At 64.4% G+C, this 16,620-nt stretch carries 16 protein-coding genes; 10 read left to right on the forward strand and 6 right to left on the reverse strand.

The genetic code is table 11. The annotated features are described in order from the left end of the window. Nucleotides 1-111 precede the first annotated feature (111 nt). Complete coding sequence (locus tag HOY34_RS06485) at nt 112-711, forward strand: alpha/beta hydrolase (RefSeq protein WP_172361024.1); 600 nt, start codon at nt 112-114, stop codon at nt 709-711. A 134-nt stretch (nt 712-845) separates the two neighbouring features. Here HOY34_RS06485 and HOY34_RS06490 read toward each other — a convergent pair whose 3' ends face one another. Beyond that, nucleotides 846-1,298: an RrF2 family transcriptional regulator gene (locus tag HOY34_RS06490; RefSeq protein WP_172361026.1), complete on the reverse strand. Its 453-nt coding sequence runs from the start codon at nt 1,296-1,298 to the stop codon at nt 846-848. Between the two features lie 288 nt (nt 1,299-1,586). Between HOY34_RS06490 and HOY34_RS06495 the strand changes: the two genes are divergently transcribed. From HOY34_RS06495 to HOY34_RS06535, 9 genes are all read left to right on the forward strand, one after another. Beyond that, entirely contained in the window at nt 1,587-2,495 is a 909-nt protein-coding gene (locus tag HOY34_RS06495; RefSeq protein ID WP_172361028.1) for a sulfurtransferase, read from the forward strand. A gap of 39 nt (nt 2,496-2,534) precedes the next feature. After that, complete coding sequence (locus HOY34_RS06500; RefSeq protein WP_172361030.1) at nt 2,535-3,791, forward strand: sugar ABC transporter substrate-binding protein; 1,257 nt, start codon at nt 2,535-2,537, stop codon at nt 3,789-3,791. Nucleotides 3,792-3,795: 4 nt separating this feature from the next. After that, a complete protein-coding gene (locus HOY34_RS06505) occupies nt 3,796-5,517 on the forward strand; it encodes a sugar ABC transporter ATP-binding protein (RefSeq protein ID WP_172361032.1) in 1,722 nt (573 codons plus the stop codon). After that, the gene (locus HOY34_RS06510) at nt 5,510-6,496 is read left to right on the forward strand and encodes an ABC transporter permease (protein ID WP_172361034.1); all 987 of its coding nucleotides are present in this window, start codon (nt 5,510-5,512) and stop codon (nt 6,494-6,496) included. Before HOY34_RS06505 ends, HOY34_RS06510 begins: the two co-directional genes overlap by 8 nt. Before the next feature lie 15 nt (nt 6,497-6,511). Beyond that, on the forward strand, nt 6,512-7,174 hold the full coding sequence (locus HOY34_RS06515; RefSeq protein ID WP_172361036.1) for a glutathione S-transferase family protein: 663 nt from the start codon (nt 6,512-6,514) through the stop codon (nt 7,172-7,174). 301 nt (nt 7,175-7,475) lie between these two features. Continuing rightward, a complete protein-coding gene (locus HOY34_RS06520) occupies nt 7,476-7,922 on the forward strand; it encodes a DoxX family protein (protein WP_172361038.1) in 447 nt (148 codons plus the stop codon). A gap of 358 nt (nt 7,923-8,280) precedes the next feature. After that, nucleotides 8,281-8,946 carry a DsbA family protein gene (locus HOY34_RS06525; RefSeq protein ID WP_172361040.1) on the forward strand — a complete coding sequence of 222 codons (666 nt, stop codon included), beginning with the start codon at nt 8,281-8,283 and terminating at the stop codon, nt 8,944-8,946. Nucleotides 8,947-8,965: 19 nt separating this feature from the next. Continuing rightward, nucleotides 8,966-9,286 carry a MoaF-related domain-containing protein gene (locus HOY34_RS06530; RefSeq protein WP_172361042.1) on the forward strand — a complete coding sequence of 107 codons (321 nt, stop codon included), beginning with the start codon at nt 8,966-8,968 and terminating at the stop codon, nt 9,284-9,286. Between the two features lie 45 nt (nt 9,287-9,331). After that, nucleotides 9,332-10,207 (forward strand): MBL fold metallo-hydrolase, encoded by an 876-nt coding sequence (locus tag HOY34_RS06535; RefSeq protein ID WP_216654664.1) that lies wholly within the window; start codon nt 9,332-9,334, stop codon nt 10,205-10,207. A 127-nt stretch (nt 10,208-10,334) separates the two neighbouring features. Here the strand turns inward: HOY34_RS06535 and HOY34_RS06540 are convergent, their stop codons facing one another. The 5 genes from HOY34_RS06540 to HOY34_RS06560 all read right to left on the reverse strand — a co-directional run bounded on the left by HOY34_RS06540 (nt 10,335) and on the right by HOY34_RS06560 (nt 16,620). Next, nucleotides 10,335-11,570: an acyl-CoA dehydrogenase family protein gene (locus HOY34_RS06540; protein WP_172361046.1), complete on the reverse strand. Its 1,236-nt coding sequence runs from the start codon at nt 11,568-11,570 to the stop codon at nt 10,335-10,337. Next, nucleotides 11,567-12,616, reverse strand: coding sequence for a GNAT family N-acetyltransferase (locus tag HOY34_RS06545; protein WP_172361048.1), 1,050 nt, complete (start codon nt 12,614-12,616; stop codon nt 11,567-11,569). The genes HOY34_RS06540 and HOY34_RS06545 overlap by 4 nt, the downstream gene beginning before the upstream one ends. 20 nt (nt 12,617-12,636) lie before the next feature. Then, complete coding sequence (locus HOY34_RS06550) at nt 12,637-13,878, reverse strand: acyl-CoA dehydrogenase family protein (protein WP_172361050.1); 1,242 nt, start codon at nt 13,876-13,878, stop codon at nt 12,637-12,639. 62 nt (nt 13,879-13,940) lie between these two features. After that, a complete protein-coding gene (locus tag HOY34_RS06555) occupies nt 13,941-15,449 on the reverse strand; it encodes an APC family permease (RefSeq protein ID WP_216654665.1) in 1,509 nt (502 codons plus the stop codon). 178 nt (nt 15,450-15,627) lie between these two features. Then, nucleotides 15,628-16,620 carry an ABC transporter permease gene (locus tag HOY34_RS06560; RefSeq protein WP_172361054.1) on the reverse strand — a complete coding sequence of 331 codons (993 nt, stop codon included), beginning with the start codon at nt 16,618-16,620 and terminating at the stop codon, nt 15,628-15,630.

Raw genomic sequence — 16,620 nt, forward strand, 5'->3', positions numbered from 1 at the left:
CGCAGCTGAAAAGCGGCCCCGGTCGTGCGCCCGCTGCGCCCCAGCTGCGCGGCAGTCGCGCTGCGGAAAACGGCCTGAGCCGGGCGTGACCCCGGCATGAAAGGAAATCCAATGTCTGTCTCTCTGGTGATCATGTTGCATGGCGTCGGCAGTCGCGGCGCTGATCTGGCGGGGCTTGCGCCTCTTTTGCAGCCCTCACTTCCCGGTGCCGCCTTCGAGGCCCCCGATGCGCCGCTGCCCTTTGATATGGGCGGGCCAGGGCGGCAGTGGTTTTCCGTGGCAGGTGTCACCCAGGCCAACCGCGCTGCCCGGATCCAGGCCGCCCGGCCCGGTTTTGACCAGGTGATCGGGGATCTGATCGCCCGCCACGGCCTGACAGATCAGCCGCAGAAGGTCGCTTTCCTTGGCTTTTCGCAGGGCACGATCATGGCGCTGGACGCGCTGGCCTCGGGGCGCTGGCAGCCCGGCGCGATTGTCGGCTTCTCGGGGCGGCTGGCCACGCCCGACCCGCTGTCACCCGCGCCGCAAACCCGGGTTCTGCTGGTGCATGGCGAGGCCGACAGCGTTATTCCGGCCCAGGACTCCGCCCAGGCCCTGGACCGTTTGCAGGCCGCCGGGGCGCAGGCAGAGCTGAAACTGCTGCCCGGGCTTGGTCATACGATCAGCCGTGAAGGTCTTGCCCTGGCCGCCAGCCATCTGGCCGGGCGCTGAGCCGATACCGGGCCTGTCTGGCCGGCGCATCTGCGGGACCGTCTGAGGGGCCGTGTCTGAGGCGCCGTGTCTGAGGGGCTGTGTCTGGGGGCCACATCTGGGGGGCCATGTCTGGGCACACCTTGGGGCGCGCATCACGATTGCCAGTGGTGCGGCCCCGCGCTCAGGCGGCGCACCACATCCGGCAGGTCGCCCTCGGCCAGGCTGGCCAGGCTGGTTGCATCCAGCACCTCACGGATCGCGGCGCGAAAGGCGATCCAGACATCCTGCAGCGGTCGGCTGCGCGCGTTGTAATCAACCGATTGCGGCGGGGTGCCGCGCACCAGTGCAATCTCGCCCTCAATCGCGCGGATGATCTCCCCGACCGAGATGGTGCGGGCCGGGCGTGCCAGCCAATAGCCGCCCTCGGTGCCGCGCTGGCTGTGAACCAGCCCTGCCCGCTTCAGTTCATTCAGGATATTGACCAGGAAATTAAGCGGCATCGCCTGCGCCCGGGCAATGGTCTCGCATTTCAGCGGCTCTTCGCCATGGGCGGCCAGTTCGATCATCGCGCGCAAAGCGTAATCGGTCCTCGCGGAAATATGCATCGGCCGAAACGCCCTTCTCAACAATATCGGTTATAAATGCCCCAGGGCCGCCCCTGCAACCGGATGCCGCCATGATTCCATAGCGGTTGGACGAAGTAAAGCTGACTATCTGTTCTGTTTCTGCGCCCGTTTCTGGCTATTTTCTTCCAAATCCGGCCCTGCGGAAACAGGGGTTCTTTCTATCTTCATCCGCCTTGTTGACAAGTCTTGTTATGAAAATGAACCATGCGCCCAGGGATCCGGTCAGCGCGGCAAAACCCCGCCGCCACCGGACAATCAGGAGCGAAAATGGCAAGCATACCCCCCCTTGTCGATGGTGACTGGCTAGAGGCCCGTCTGGGCGATCCGCAGCTGCGGATCTTCGACGCGACCACCCTGCTGGCCTTTCCCGAAGATGGCCAGGACGGCTATTATACGCTGTCTTCGGGCCGCGACGCCTATGTCGAAGAGCATATCAGCGGCGCGGCCTTCGCCGATCTCTTGCTGGAGCTGACCGATCAGCAGGCGAAACATGCCTTCACCGTGCTGCCATCCCAGGACTTTGCCGAAAGGATCGGGGCGCTTGGGGTCGGGGATGACAGCATCGTCGTGGTCTATGACCAGTTCGACCCGACCCGCAATCCGGATGCCTTTTACCAGCATTGGGCGGGGCGGTTGTGGTGGCAGCTGCGGCTTGAAGGCTTTGGCAATGTCGCGGTGCTGGACGGCGGCCTTGCGCAATGGCGGCGCGAGGGGCGGCCGGTGGACTCGGGCGAGACCCATTACCCCCCGGCGCAGTTCACCGCCCGCCGCCGCCCAGAGCTGATCGCCGACAAAGACCAGGTCCGCGACGCGATCACCCGCGAGGATGTCGTGCTGCTGAACACGGTCGATCCGGTCACCCATGCCGGCGGGCGCAGCACTTTCGCACGCCCCGGTCATATCCCGAACAGCCGCAATGTCTGGTATGAGGATCTCTTCGACACCGCCACCGGCAAGCTGAAATCGCCCGACGATCTGCGGGCGCATTTCTCCCGCGTCGGCGCGCTGGATCCGGCAAAACGCACCATCACCTATTGCGGCAGCGGCATCGCCGCCTCGGTCGAGGCGCTGGCTTTGGCCACGCTGGGGCGTGATGATGTTGCGGTCTATGACGGATCGCTGACCGAATGGACGGCGGACCCCGATCTGCCGCTTGAAACCGGGGCCGATCACTGAGGCCCCTTTCCCAAAGACCCTCAAACCAAAGGTAAAATGATGACCAGAATTTCACGCCCCGCCTCCGGCGGGCTTTCCAGACGTGCGCTTTTGCAGGCCGGGGGCGCGGCGGCGCTTTTGCCGGTTCTGGGGGCAGGCGCGCTTCGGGCCCAGACCGCGCAGCGGATCGGGTTCACCCCCTTCAGCTATGCAGCCACCCTTTCGGTGCAGATCGCCGAGGCCTTCAACGCCGCCGCAAAACAGCTGGGCATCGAAGGCGAAAGCTTTGACGGCCAGGCCGATCCCTCGATCCAGGTCAATGGGCTGAACCAGCAGATCGGGCGCGGCTTTGGCGGCATCTCGCTGGAGGCGGTCGATGGCGGCTCGATCCGGGGGCTGGCGCGGGTGGCCGAGGAAAACAAGGTCTGGCTGTCGCATGTCTGGGGCAATGCGCCCTGGTTCACGCCCTGGGATGCCAGCGAATATTACAGCCTGCATATCCAGCCCAATGAGTTCGAGGGCCTTGGCCAGCTGACCCGCGTGCTGATTGAGGCGCTTGGCGGCGAGGGCACCATCGTGCGCGTCGGCGGGCTTTTGAATGACAGCTCGGATGTGGTGCGCAGCGCGGGCGCCGATAAGGTCATCGCGGAATACCCGGGCATCACCTTCGCAGGCGAGCTGCCCGGCGACTGGACGCCAGAGCAGTCGCAAAAGGCCGCCGCTGCCCTGCTGTCACGCTTCCCCGACACCCGCGGCATCATCGCGCAAAACGACGATACCGCGACCGGGGTGATTGCGGCGATCCGGGCAATCGGCAAGGTGCCGGGCAAGGACATCCTGGTCGTGGGCACCAATGGCACGCTGGATGGCGCACGCCGCATCAAAGAGGGCACCCAGCTGGCCTCGGCGGCGAACAACCCCTCGTTTATCGGCTATACCCTGGCCGCAAACCTTTACGACCGGCTGAACGGCTGGACGCCCGAGCCGCTGGAACGCGCCCTGACCTTCCGCGCCGAGATCCTGACCCAGGCGAATATCGACGCCTATATCGCCCGCTATATCGACGCCCCGGTGGAAACCCATTTCGATGCCACCAAAATCTCGCGGGTGAAAAGCCCCGAAGACTGGGATCCGCAATATGAGCTGATCCCCAGCGATATTGACGAGCAATGGATCAACCAGCCCAAACCCGAGGGCTATACCTATCCCGAGGCCTATGTGAAGGGCCGCGAAGACGGCTCTTATGAGCGCATCGTCCAGCAGTTCAAAGATCACTATAAGATCAAACTGCTCGACAAATCGCCGCTGGCGGGCTGACCAGATGGCCCCCGCAACCCCCTTGCTGAAGCTGACCGGCATCGCCAAAAGCTATGACGGCCACCAGGTCCTCAGCGATGTCTCGCTGTCGCTGAAACGCGGCGAGATCATCGGCCTTCTGGGCGAGAATGGTGCGGGGAAAAGCACGCTTCTCAACATCCTCTCCGGAGTCGTTCCCAAAGACGGCGGAGAGATCCGCAGGAATGGCACCGTCATCGCGCCGCGCAGCTACCGCGAGGCCAATACGCGCGGCATCTTCCGGGTGTTCCAGGATCCGGCGCTGATCGGCAATCTGACGGTGGCGCAGAACCTTTGGTTCGGCTGGGAGAGCCTCTTTCGCAATGCCGCAGGCCTTCTGGACCAACGCGCGATGCAGGAGGCCGCGCGGGGCGTGTTGGCCTCGGGCAATCTGGCCTCGGTTCCGGTGACGAAACGGGTGGGCGCTCTGCCCCCCGGTCTGCGCCAAAGCCTTGATATCGCAAGGGCCGTGGCGCTGGCCGATCGGCTGCAGATCCAGGATCCGGTGATCCTGTTTGACGAGCCGACCACCGCGCTGGATCAAAGCCATGAAGAGAATTTCCTGCATCTGCTGGATCGGCTGCGCGGCCGAGCCGGGGTTGTGTTCGTCTCGCACCGTCTGGGCGAGGTGCTGCGCAGCTGCGACCGTGTCCTGGTGCTGAAAGACGGCCATCTGGTCACCGACCAGCCCGTCGCGGGCCTGACCGAGCCTGATCTGCACCGGCTGATGGTCGGACGCGAGCGCGGTGCGAATTACTACCTTGGCGACTTGCAAAGGGGCGGCCAGGACAAAGGCGGCGCGGCGGCGCCCCCCCGGCTTGAGCTGCGCGATCTGCGGCTGGCCTCTGGCGTCGGCCCGCTGGGCTTCACGATCCGCCCCGGCGAGGTGGTCGGCATCGCCGGCACCGATGGCTCGGGAAAGCGGCGGGTGGCGCAGGTTCTGGGGGGTGACATCGAACCCGATCAGGGCGAAACGCTGGTCAATGGCCAAAGCATCGGCAAGGGCAGCGTCGCGGCGGTTGGCGCGGGCATCGCCTTTGTGCCGGGTGACCGCCAGGCCGAGGGGCTGATCACCAGTGCCAGCCTGGTTGCGAATTTCCAGCTGCCCTCGCTGCGGGATCTGTTTGCGACGCGGCTGGGGTTCTGGCGCGAGACCCCGGCCCGCAAAGCCGCCGAACAGCGGTTCCGGGCGCTGGAGGTGAAGGCCCCCGATGGGATCGACAGCCCTGTCCTGGCGCTGTCGGGCGGCAATCAGCAAAAGGTGCTGCTGGCCAAATGGCTGGAACGCGCGCCCCAGGTGCTGGTGCTGGAAAACCCCACCCAGGGCGTTGACAGCGGCGCGCGCGAGGCGATCTACCGCACCATTCGTCAGGCCGCCACCGATGGCATCGCGGTGCTGATCGTCAGCGATGACCTGCCAGAGCTGATCGGCCTTTCCGACCGTATCCTTGTGATGGTCGAGGGCCGGATCACCCGCGAAATCGCCACCCCGCCCGAGGCAAAACCCGAAGAGGCCGAGATCGTCGCCGATATGATCCCGGCAGGCACGCCCGCAGGTGCCCCCGAGGATGCGGCGAATGTTGCGGCAGATCAGATAGCCATCCTTCCGTCCACGTCCGCCTTCACGCCAGCCCATCCCATCCCGTCAGATGACCCGCAGGCGCCGCTTTCGGATCTGGCCCGTATTTCAGGAAATATCCATGTCTGAACAAAGCCTTAGCCTGCCATCTGCCCGCCCCTGGCTGCAACAGCTGCGCCCCGGTGATCTTTTGCCCATCGCCGTTCTGGCAGCCCTGATCCTGTTTTTCGCGCTGCGGGCAGAGTCCTTTCTCAGCCCGGCCAATCTTTTGATCATGAGCGGCCAGGCCGGGATCCTTTTGCTGGTGGCGCTTGGCGCGACGCTGGTGATCCTAATGGGCAGCATTGATCTCTCGGTCGGCTCGATCATCCTGCTGACAGCCGCGATCCTGTCCAGGGCGGTGAATTACGGGATCAGCGATCCCGCGCTGATCATCCTTGTGGTGATCCTGGTGGGCGCGCTGGCGGGGCTGGTCAATGGGCTGATCTTTACCTTCGGCAAGGTGCCCTCGTTTATCGCCACCCTTGGCACGCTTTCCTTCTTCGCCGGGCTGGGGCTGACGGTAATCGGCGGGCGCTCGATCTATTTCGACGCGCCGGGGGTGCTGTCGCTGTCTATCGGGCAGTGGATTCCGGGGGTGCAAAACTCTGCGGTGATCGGGCTGATCGCGCTGGCTTTGGTGGCGCTGGTTACCAACCGCACGCGCTTCGGCCTTTATATCTACGCGATCGGCGGGAATGAGCGGGTGGTGCGCCTGTCTGGCATCGGGCTCAGGCGGGTGAAGATCCTGGCCTTTGTCGCCTCAGGCGTGACGGCGGCGCTGGCGGGGCTGTTGATCGCCTCGCAGCTGGGCTCCAGCGGGCCATCGCTTGGCTCGACGGCGCTGCTGGATTCGCTGGCGGCGATTGTGGTCGGCGGCACAGCGTTGTCGGGCGGCGTTGGCGGCGTCGGGCGGACGTTTCTGGGCGTGCTGATCATCACCGTGCTGGTCAACGGTCTGAACCAGATGGGCGTGCAGGATTTCGCCCAGACCATGATCAAGGGGGCCGTGATCGTGCTGGCCGCCATCTTCACCATGGCCTCGCAACGCGGCCTGACCATCAAGTGACAACAGGGGGGCAAGATGCCGAAACTCTACACAAATTTCGAATCCGGCAATAGCTATAAGGTGCGGCTTTTCGCGGCGCTGGCAAGGATCACGCTTGAGGAATATCAGGTCGACCTGCCCGGAAATGAGCACCACGGCCCGGACTTTCTTGCCATCAACCCGCGTGGCGAGGTGCCTGTCCTGGTGGATGGTGAGCGCACCTTCCGCGATTCCGCCGCGATCCTGACCTGGCTTGCCGGAACCTATGCCGCCCCGGGCTGGGGCGGCCGCGATACAGGCGAGCAGGCCGAAGTCATCGACTGGCTCGCCTTCTCAGCCAGCTGGATCCAATACGGCGTCTTTACCGCCCGCGCCATTGTCTCATTCAGGGGCACCTATAACGGCGTCGGCTTTCAGAAAGAAGAGGTCACCCTGAACGAGGCCCGCATCCGCAGCCAGAAATCGCTTGAGATCCTTGAGACCGCCCTGCGCGGCCAGGACTGGCTGGTGCTGGGCCGCCCGACCATCGCCGATATCTCGGTCTTTCCCTATGTCGCGCTGGCCCCGATGGGGGACATCCCGCTTGAGCCATGGCCCGCGATCCGGGCCTGGATCGACCGGATCCGGGCGCTGCCGGGGTTCATCCCGGTGATCGGGCTGGACGATCCGCATTACCGCCGCAAGGAAAGCCAGGCCTGACCCGGAACGCGCGGCCGGGGCCGTTCGGACAGTGCTTTCAGGAAGCGTGATATGGGCCCAGATCGGGAGGCCTGATCTGGGGGCACATCCGGCCAGCACATCCGGCCGGCGTATTCGGACAGCGTATTCGGCCAGCGTATTCGGGTGGCGCGTTCAGACAGCCTTTCGTCCCGGCCTGATAGCTGCAAAACATCGTCGACAGCCAGACCGGAGCGCCCCTTGATTCCGTCTTAGCCATCCCCCTTGCATTCTGAACTGTCCGGCATCCCTGCCGCACCGTTTTCACCCTTATGAGGACATCATGTCTGACCACAGAAATTCCGACCGCCTTTTGATCCCGGCCCTTGGTGGTCTCTGGGCTGGCCTGCATAATTTCGCCGAGACCCTGCTGCGCGTCGTGGCGGGCGGGCTTTTGATCAGCCATGGCTGGCCGAAAATCCAATCCCCCTTTGGCCTGACCGAGATGATCGCGGGCAGCGGCCTGCCATTCGCCTCTTTCTTCTCGCTTGGCGTCTCGGCGATCGAGTTCTTCGGCGGCATCCTGCTGGTGCTGGGCCTGTTCACCCGCCTCGCATCGCTTGGGGCGCTGATCGTGCTGCTGAACACCGTCTATTTCCACTGGGTCGTGTTCCAGGAGGGCTTCCAGGGCGCTGAATATTCTGTCCTTTGGGCAACAGTCGCCTTCTTCTTCCTGATCCGTGGCGGCAACGCGCATTCAGTGGATGCGAAACTGGCCCGCACGTTCTGATCTTTGAAACGACCTTCGCCGCAGCAAGGCGGAGGTCACATTCCGACGGGTTGCACGCGCTGTGCAAACGCAGCGCCGCCCCACAAAGCGCCGCAGGGCCCGAATGGCCGAGCCGCGCAGACCATACAGACGGGCCACGCCATCCCCGGCCTCGCGCAAAACCAGCACATATCAGGCGTGAAACAGCCGCCAGGCCGTGCGGGAAAACCTGCCCGCATCCGCCTGGGCTGCAGAACGGCAGAACGGCAAGGGCGCATCATGACGCCCATCCGTATGCCATTGGCATACAATATGTATGAATAGTTTGTCTTATCATATGTAAGCCGACATGCCATCTTCTGCCCCGAAGGAGATCACCATGGTCACGCAAATCACCTGCCTGCTCGACCCGCTTTGTGGCTGGTGCTATGGGGCCGCGCCCGCGCTCAGCCGCCTCGCCGCCGATCCTGGCCTTTCGCTTAGCCTGCAGCCGACCGGGCTGTTCGCCGGTGACGGGGCCCGCCCGATGGATGCAGGTTTCGCCGCCTATGCCTGGTCGAACGATCAGCGCATCGCCGGGCTGACCGGCCAGCCCTTTACCGAGGCCTATCGCCGCAACGTGCTGGAGGCGGGCGGAATGTTCGATTCCGGCCCCGCGACCCTGGCCCTGACCGCCGTGCGGCTGACGGCCCCCGCCGAAGAACAGACTGCGCGGGAACTGGCCGCTTTGCACGCCATTCAAAAGCTGCGCTATGTCGATGGCGGCAACAATGCCAGTCTGCCCGCATTGGCGCAGGTGCTGGACGGGTTTGGCTATAATTCCGCCGCCCGCCGGGTCGAAAGCCCGGATCAGGCCCTGCAAGAGGCCTGCCGCGACCGGATGACCCAGGGCCGCCGCCTGATGGCGGCCTATGGGGCGAATGGCGTTCCGGCCCTGATCGTCACCTCTGACGCGACGGGCCGGGGCAAGCGCCAGCAGCTTCTGAATGCCAGCGCGCTTTTCGACGATACCGACAGCCTGATCGCACGCCTGCACGCCGCCTGATCCTTTACGGAGAAAACAGATGTCCGCCCAAAGCTACCCCGCCCCCGGCCATATCTATGAGGCCGATTTCGGGGGCCTCGCCTTTCATCTGCGCTTTCACGATGACGGCAAGACCATGCAGTTCAAACCCGCCGCCGCGCCGGATTTCGCCCAGGCCCAGGCGGTGAGCTATAGCGCCACGGTCCTTGCGCCAGACATTTTCATGGTGACCTGGGCCGAGGCCGACAAGACCACCGTGACCCATGTCCAGGATTTCGGCGCGGGCAGGGTTCACACCAATATCACCCAGCCCGACCATAATTTCCTGAACCTCACCGGCCGCTGGACGCGGCTTTCCTGACCCCCTGACAGAAGAAGAACCGAAATGCTGACCCGGAGAGACATCATGAAAACCACTCTCGCCCTTGGTGCGGTTGCGCTGGCCCCGTCGGGTATCGCCCGCGCCGCAGGCCAGGCCCTGAAATGGACCCATTTCCCCGCCGGCCCGAATGGCTTTTACCGCGCCCCCGTGCTGATCGAGGGCGCAACCGAAGCCGTGCTGATCGACGGCGGCTTCACCCTGCCCGATGGTGTGGCGCTGGCCGAGTCGATCAAAGCCACCGGCAAAAAGCTGACCACGATTTACATCAGCCAGTCCGACCCCGACTATTACTTCAGCCTGCGCCCGGTGGTCGAGGCCTTCCCCGAGGCCCGCGTTCTGGCCGCCACCGCCACCGTCGAGGCGATCGAGGCCAGCGTTGACGGCAAGCTGGCGGTCTGGGGCCCGCAGCTGGGCGAGGCCGGGCCGCAAAGCCGCGCCGATGTGGTTTTTGCGACCGCCTGGGACGAGCCCACCCTCACCGTCGACGGCGAAACCATCGAAATCATCACCCCCGATACGATGGAAAACCGCCGCTACCTCTGGGTGCCGTCGCTGCAGGCGGTGTTCGGTGGCGTGCTGATCTTCAACGGCGTCCATGTCTGGACCGCAGACACCCAGACCCCGGAAATCCGCGCCGAATGGGTCAAAGTGCTCGACAGTATCGCGGCCCGCAATCCCGCCGTGGTCGTCGCAGGCCATGCCGAGGCTGACGCCGCCACCGATATCTCGGGTGTCACCCATACCAAAGCCTATCTGCAGGCCTTTGACGAAGAGCTTCCGAAAGCCGCTGACGGGGCTGCGCTTGAGGCCGCGATGAAAGAGCGCTTCCCTGGGCTGGGCATGGAGGTGGCGATCCAGATCGGCTCAAAGGTTGCCAAAGGCGAGATGAAATGGGGCTGACCCCCAGCTGATCTGCGCAGGCATGGAAAGATCAAAAGGCCGGGCAATGCGCCCGGCCTTTCTTGCCTGCAGGGATGGCATTGCGACGGCTTCGGGCCGGGCCGTTCTGCGCCACCCCCAAATGGGGTCAGTCCGTCACCGATGGCTGATCCTGCGGCAGATATTTCGGCGTAAAATCAGGCGCGTTGCCGTTCAGATACCAATCCCCCACCATCCGCGACCGGAAAGCCAGCGGGTTATGCGAGATCACCGTGCGCGCATTGCGCCAGTGCCGGTCCAGCCGCAGCTTTACCGAGGTCGCGGATGATCCGAGCGCGTCGAAAATCCGGGTGGAGACCAGCTGCGCGGCCTCGGCAATCACGATCTGCGCCTCATAGGTGGCGATCTCGGCCTCAAGTTTCAGACGGTTGCGCGTCGTCTCATCCGCGCTGCTGATATTGGCCTCATAGGCCAGCTGGGTCTTTGCTGCGGCGGCCAGGAATACCGCCTTTGCACCCGTCGCCCGGGCCGCAATCTCACCGATGATCTGCTGGATCTGCACATCATCCTGGCCACGCGCGGCATTCCCCTGCGGATAGGCGCGGGGCCGCGCTTTGACCAGCGCCACCGCATCGCGCAGCACCGCGGCGGTGATCCCGACCAGCACGCTGAGAAGGATCAGCTGATAAAAGACCGGCTGATAGCTGAAACGGCCGGTGAAGGGGATCACATCCTCTGCAGCGACTGGCACATTCTTATAGACCGAGGTGCCGGACCCGGTCAGTTGCTGGCCAAACCCATCCCAGTCGTCATGATGGGTCAGGCCGGGGCTGTCGTTCCTGACCCGCGCGATCACGTTTTCCTGGCCCTGGCGGCAGGCCACTTCCAGCCAGTCGGCATAGATGCTGCCGGTGGCGTAGAACTTGCGGCCATTAAGCCGCCAGCCCGCGCCATCCGGCGTCAGCAGGGTTTCAAAAGTGCTCAGCGCCTGGGCTCCGGGTTCGGTCCAGGCCCCGCCCGCAATCGCGCCCTCACGGATCCGGGTCAGCCATTTGTCGCGGTTTGGCCCCGGCGCCTCATTCAGATGCTGTTCGACAAAGGCGAAATGGTTGCGCAGCGCCTGGGGCAGATTGGCATCCGCCGCCGCAAGCTCCGCCAGCAGGTCGAACAGCTGCGGCAGCGAAAGGCCTGCCCCGCCCTCGGCCTTTGGCAGCCTCAGGGCACCAAAGCCAAGGCCGCGCAGCCGGCTGATCTCTGGGAAAAGCAGATGGCGGTGGTCTTCCCGCGGCTGTGCGCCCTGGGCAAATTCAGCAAAAACGGGGCGATAGACATCGTTCAGCAGGGTCTGGAAATCGAGGTCGGACAGAGTGGGGATCGTGGTCATTGAAGGTCCTGAGAGGCGGCTGCGCGCAGGATTGCGGCATCGGTGAGGTCAAAACGGTAAGCGGCCAGATGTTCGACCGGCGCATAGCCCTGGCCCAGATAAAGCCAGACCGCCCCCGTCCGGTTGAAGATATCGCTGCCCAAAGACACGGCCTGATGCCCGCGCAGCAGCGCCTCAAGCCAGAATTTCTGCAAGATCAGCTTTGCCAGCCCCTGCCCGCGTAAATCAGGGCGGATGCCGATATAGTCGATATGCGGCAGGGTCTCGAGGGCGGGGCCGCTGTCATCGGTGTAAAGCGAGGCCAGCGCATAGCCTGCGACCGCACCGCTGGCCTCATGGATCAGCGCAAAGCTGAAATCCGGCGCGAAAGCCGGATTGCCGATGTAATGCGGCCAGTCGGCGGCGGTCTTCGACATATTGCCGAAATGCTCTTTGAAGGTGGTATATTGCAGCTGGCGGACGGCTTCGGAAAGCCCGCTTTCCAGCGCCTCGGCCCAGGACAGCAGGCGGTAGCCGGGCACGAAAGCCCGCGCAAGCGCGCCTTCATCGTCAAAGGCGAGGCTGCGGCGAAAGCGGTAGAAACGGGTCTCGATCCTGGCGCCATGACGCAGCAGCGCCTGCACCACAGGTTGCTGCCGATCCCCCTGAATGAACCGCAGATGCGCAGCCGGGCCCAGGGCCGCGCCATGGCGCTGAAACGCGCCCAGCTGCGCGGCCAGCAGGTGATCGGCCAGCGGCTGCACAAGATCGGGCAGCGTCAGCAGGGTCGAGAGGATCTCAGGCGCATCACCATGCTGGCTGTGCAGGAGCGAAAGCGCCGCAACGCTGCCGCCGGGCCCGCGCAGGATCTGTGCCTCGCCGGGGATGGCAGAGGCGATCAGCTCTTCGATATCGCGCGGCGCGGCCCCGGATTTCTTGCCCGCAAGACGCGGCGTGGCGGTCAGAAAGGCGATCAGCTCCGGGATATCTGCGGGGCGGACAAGGCTTAGCTGCCAGCCGGGCGGCAACTGATGGGCGGGCATGGGGTGTTTCGGGATCAGGGTCATATGCGGTCTTTGCCTCGGGATCAGGAATAGAAGCCGGGAACCGGGGCGGTGCCGGTCAAAAGCCAGCGTCCGATCTCAAGTTCCTTGTAATGCAGCGGATCATGCAGGGTCAGCGTGCGTGCATTGCGCCAGAACCTGTCGAGCCCGCTTTCAAGGCTGGCCGAACGTGCACCCGTCAGCCCGAAGATCTTCGACGAGATCTCAAGCGCCGCCCCGGCAGCCTGCAGCCGCGCGGCAGAGACGGCCACCGCGCCTGCGCCGCGCTCTTCCCAGGTCAGGGCATCGCCCCGGGCCAGCAGGTGGTCAATCTGGCGGCTGGTTTCGCGGGTCAGGGCCTCGGCGGCCAGAAGCTTCGGCCAAAGCTGCCCGAAGCGCTCTTGCAAATGCGGATCCGCGCTGGCCGCCGCAAGATCGGTTTCCACCCAGGGGCGGGCGCTGGTTTTCACATAGGCCAGCGCCTCATCAAAAGCCCCACGCGCAAGGCCGGTGAAGATATTGGCAAAGGCCGAATACATCAGCAGCACGTCAAGATTGGCGGCGGGCGTGGTTTCCAGGACGCCGTATCCCTGGTGGATCACATCCGCCTCACTGACCGCTGCGTTTTCGATCACCAGGGTGCCACTTGCCGTGCGGCGCTGGCCCAGCGTGTCCCAGCCGCCCGCATAGCGGATGCCAGGCGCATGGATCGAGGTCGAGAATGTCACCAGATGGCCCGAGACGTCCTGCCCCAGGTATTGCGCCCCCTGCGAGAACTGCGCCCAGACCAGCAGCCGGTCGCCAACGGATGCGCCACTGGTAAAGGGTTTCGCGCCATTCAGCAGATAGCCGCCCTTGCCATCCGGCCGGGCCTCGACCAGCGGCGGATAGGCGGCCTGCGCCAGGGTGCCATGAAAGAGGTTCTCTTTCGCCACCCCGGCAGCATGGCGGTCTGCGGCACTGCCATTCGCACCGGGCGGCGTGCCGCGGGCGCCGAAATAGTGATAGGCAAGGATATGCGCGACAGAGCTGTCAGCGCGGGCGATCTCATGGATCACCCCGGCCACGACGCTCCAGGATGCGCCCCCGCCGCCCAGGTGTTGCGGCACAAAGATGCCAAGCAGCCCCGCCTCTTTCAGCAAGGCGACCTCATACTCTGGCACCCCGGCCTGACGGTCTCGCAGCGCAATACCATCGCGCAGCTTGCGGGCAACCGCACGGGCCGCATCAATCCAGGCCGCGTGCTGCGCCTGGGTAAAGCCATCGGGGGGGCTGTTTTGCGTCATCGGAGGCTCTCCGCGTCAAAGGGCAAAGGCGCAGACCGGCGTGCCCCGGTCTGCATCAGAGGTCAGGACGTGGCGGATTGCGCCTCATCTGCGGCTTTCAGCAGGCCAAGGCTGGTCAGGCGTTCCTGCTCTGAGGGTGACAGGGTCTGGATCGAGCCAATACGCGCCGCAGTCGCGGGCTGTGTGCGCCTCAGCCAGAGATACCAAAGCGCGCCCGGCACCAGCAGCAAAAGGTAATACCAGGGCAAAAGATTCAGCGGGTATTCATCGACAAAAAAGAAGTTGTTGAAGACCACAAAGCCAAAGCCAAGGGTTGCCGCCAGGGACACCAGGTAATGCCAGATGGTGCCCGCTTTGATCCGGTACAGCCAGATCGGCGTGGCGATGGCGACCAGCAGATAGCTGATCAGGAAGCCATAGGTTGCGACATAGCCGATATAGATGTCGAACACGAGCCGCCCGGTCGAGCTGAGCGTGGCGATCACCGAAAAGACTACTGTGATCAGCCCGACCAGCAGAATACCGACATGAGGCGTGCCGAACTGCGGATGCACCCGCGCCAGCACCTTCGGCAGCGCTCCTTCACGCGCCAGCGTGAACAGCCCGCGCGACGAGGCGGTGACCAGCGCCGAGACGAAAACGATATAGGCCAGGCTGACCGCGACGGAAAGGAAGATGGTGATCCAGCCGACCCCTGTCTGTGCGGCCAGCGCGGGCAGGATGGCAGCATCGGTGTTGATCTCGTTGAAATGCAGGATCTGCGGATAGGTGGTCAGGACATAAAGCCCGCCCAGGATCAGCACCACAACCAGCAGCGAGCGCGCGATATTTCTATGCGCATTGCGAACCTCGGCCCCAAGCGCGGCCACGCTTTCAAACCCGGCATAGGATCCGACCGCCACCACGGCGGCATAGAAGGTCAGGCTGTTGTTCAGATGCGAAAGGCTGAACTGCTCATAATCGATCTGCCAGCCATAGGTGATATAGGCCGCAATGATCACCACAAGGATGGTCGCAATGGCGATGATCTCGAAGATCAGCTCATATTTCGCGGTCAGCGCCAGGCCCCGGTAAGGGATGATCAGCGAGACAAAGGCCACGCCCGCCACCAGCGCCAGCCGGAAGAACTGGCTGTCCGACCCAAGGCCAAGCGCGTCGAACACCGCATTGACGTAAAGCACGCCACCCAGCACGCCGGTCGTCGCAAAACCGATATAGCCGATCAGCAGGCTCCAGCCTGAGAGGAAGGCAAAGCCCGGCCCCAGCCCATTGCCGGTATAGGTGCCAAGCGAGCCAGAGGTCACCGTGCGCCGCGCCTGAAAGCTGATCGTGGTCGCCAGCAGCGCCACCAGCACCAGGCCGATCAGAACCGCCCAAAGCGCGCCCTTCCCCGCCATGATGAAAAGCGAGACCGGCACGATGGCCAGCGCCACACTCGGCGCGGCGGCGGCCAGCCCCTGGGCGAATGCCCCGAGCCCGCCGATCGCATCACGTTTGAGATCTGCGCCGTGAATGGCCCTGGTTGCGGGGTCTGCGGCTGCGAACTCCCGTCCACCTGTTGCATCTGTCACTGTCATCTCCGTTGCGGCTTTGCCGCTTTTTCATGTTGCAATGCGCCCGGCTGCGGTCGCTGCGGTCGCTGCGGTCTTTGCCGCGCGGGCAAACCTGTCCTGGCCGCCGCAGCGGGCGGACAAAGGCAGGGCGGAAATTCTCTGTCGGGCTAAGGGTGGTCGGCCCCGGATCTTGTCGTCAGGACAGGGGCCTCCTTTCACGTGCCGCGATCCACAGATCGCTGAGCGTGGTCATCAGGATGATCCCCGCGCCGGCGGTAATGGTGGTGCCGATCACCACCGGGAAATCACCATCCAGCGCCGAGGAAATCGCCAGCCGCCCCAGCCCGTCGAGACCGAAAATCGTCTCGGTCACGATGGCGCCGCCCAGCATGGTGCCGATTTCAAGCCCGCCAAGGGTGATCACCGGGTTCAGCCCGGCCCCAAGCGCGTGATTGTACCAGACCCGGCCCTCACCGAGGCCCTTGGCGCGGGCCGTGCGAATGTAATCATGCCCCGCGACATCAAGCACCGCGCCACGGGTGATGCGCTGGAATGTTCCGGCCTGAACCATGGCCAGCGTGATCCAGGGCAGCGCAAGATGACGCGCCCATTGCCAGGGATCGCTGGTCAGCGCGACATAGCCCGATGAGGGAAACAGCGGCCATCCCGCCTGGGTCAGCTGGTAGAACAGCACATAAGAGACAAGGATCCCGCTCAGGATCAGCGGCGTCGCCATGAAGACGAAGGACACCGCCCCGCTCAGATGATCCTGCCAGCGGCCCTGGTTCTTTGCAGCCCAAACCCCGGCCAGCAGCGCCCAGGCGAACCACAAAACCACCGCCCCCGCCACCAGCGACAGCGTGACCGGGATCTTATCAAGGATCAGATCGGTCACAGGCGCCTGTTTGCGGAAGGAATAGCCAAGCCCCGGCGGCCAGTTGAAAAGCCCCATTTTCGCGCCCTGCACATCCGGCCCGCGCCAGAGGTAATACCAAAGCTGCTGATACCAGGGCTCATCAAGGCGCAGCGCACGGGCTACAGCGGCAATGCCCTCCTGGGTCGCATTGCGCGGCGCAAGCATGGCGGCGGGGTTCTGATAGGCCAGCCGCGTCAGCCCGAAACAGGCGATCAGCAACACAAGCAGCGTCAGCGCGGCCTGGGACAGGGCTTTGGTCAGACGAAGGGCCAT

It is taken from the genome of Pseudogemmobacter hezensis (genome assembly GCF_013155295.1).
GTDB lineage: Bacteria > Pseudomonadota > Alphaproteobacteria > Rhodobacterales > Rhodobacteraceae > Pseudogemmobacter > Pseudogemmobacter hezensis.

What these genes read in the sequence shown, in the direction of transcription:
- HOY34_RS06525 (WP_172361040.1), top strand. Translation starts at nt 8,281, where the DNA reads ATGGTCACGCAAATCACCTGCCTGCTCGACCCGCTTTGTGGCTGGTGC.
- HOY34_RS06560 (WP_172361054.1), bottom strand. Translation starts at nt 16,620, where the DNA reads ATGGCCCTTCGTCTGACCAAAGCCCTGTCCCAGGCCGCGCTGACGCTG.
- HOY34_RS06530 (WP_172361042.1), top strand. Translation starts at nt 8,966, where the DNA reads ATGTCCGCCCAAAGCTACCCCGCCCCCGGCCATATCTATGAGGCCGAT.
- HOY34_RS06540 (WP_172361046.1), bottom strand. Translation starts at nt 11,570, where the DNA reads ATGACCACGATCCCCACTCTGTCCGACCTCGATTTCCAGACCCTGCTG.
- HOY34_RS06505 (WP_172361032.1), top strand. Translation starts at nt 3,796, where the DNA reads ATGGCCCCCGCAACCCCCTTGCTGAAGCTGACCGGCATCGCCAAAAGC.
- HOY34_RS06520 (WP_172361038.1), top strand. Translation starts at nt 7,476, where the DNA reads ATGTCTGACCACAGAAATTCCGACCGCCTTTTGATCCCGGCCCTTGGT.
- HOY34_RS06495 (WP_172361028.1), top strand. Translation starts at nt 1,587, where the DNA reads ATGGCAAGCATACCCCCCCTTGTCGATGGTGACTGGCTAGAGGCCCGT.
- HOY34_RS06535 (WP_216654664.1), top strand. Translation starts at nt 9,332, where the DNA reads ATGAAAACCACTCTCGCCCTTGGTGCGGTTGCGCTGGCCCCGTCGGGT.
- HOY34_RS06500 (WP_172361030.1), top strand. Translation starts at nt 2,535, where the DNA reads ATGACCAGAATTTCACGCCCCGCCTCCGGCGGGCTTTCCAGACGTGCG.
- HOY34_RS06510 (WP_172361034.1), top strand. Translation starts at nt 5,510, where the DNA reads ATGTCTGAACAAAGCCTTAGCCTGCCATCTGCCCGCCCCTGGCTGCAA.
- HOY34_RS06545 (WP_172361048.1), bottom strand. Translation starts at nt 12,616, where the DNA reads ATGACCCTGATCCCGAAACACCCCATGCCCGCCCATCAGTTGCCGCCC.
- HOY34_RS06485 (WP_172361024.1), top strand. Translation starts at nt 112, where the DNA reads ATGTCTGTCTCTCTGGTGATCATGTTGCATGGCGTCGGCAGTCGCGGC.
- HOY34_RS06550 (WP_172361050.1), bottom strand. Translation starts at nt 13,878, where the DNA reads ATGACGCAAAACAGCCCCCCCGATGGCTTTACCCAGGCGCAGCACGCG.
- HOY34_RS06490 (WP_172361026.1), bottom strand. Translation starts at nt 1,298, where the DNA reads ATGCATATTTCCGCGAGGACCGATTACGCTTTGCGCGCGATGATCGAA.
- HOY34_RS06515 (WP_172361036.1), top strand. Translation starts at nt 6,512, where the DNA reads ATGCCGAAACTCTACACAAATTTCGAATCCGGCAATAGCTATAAGGTG.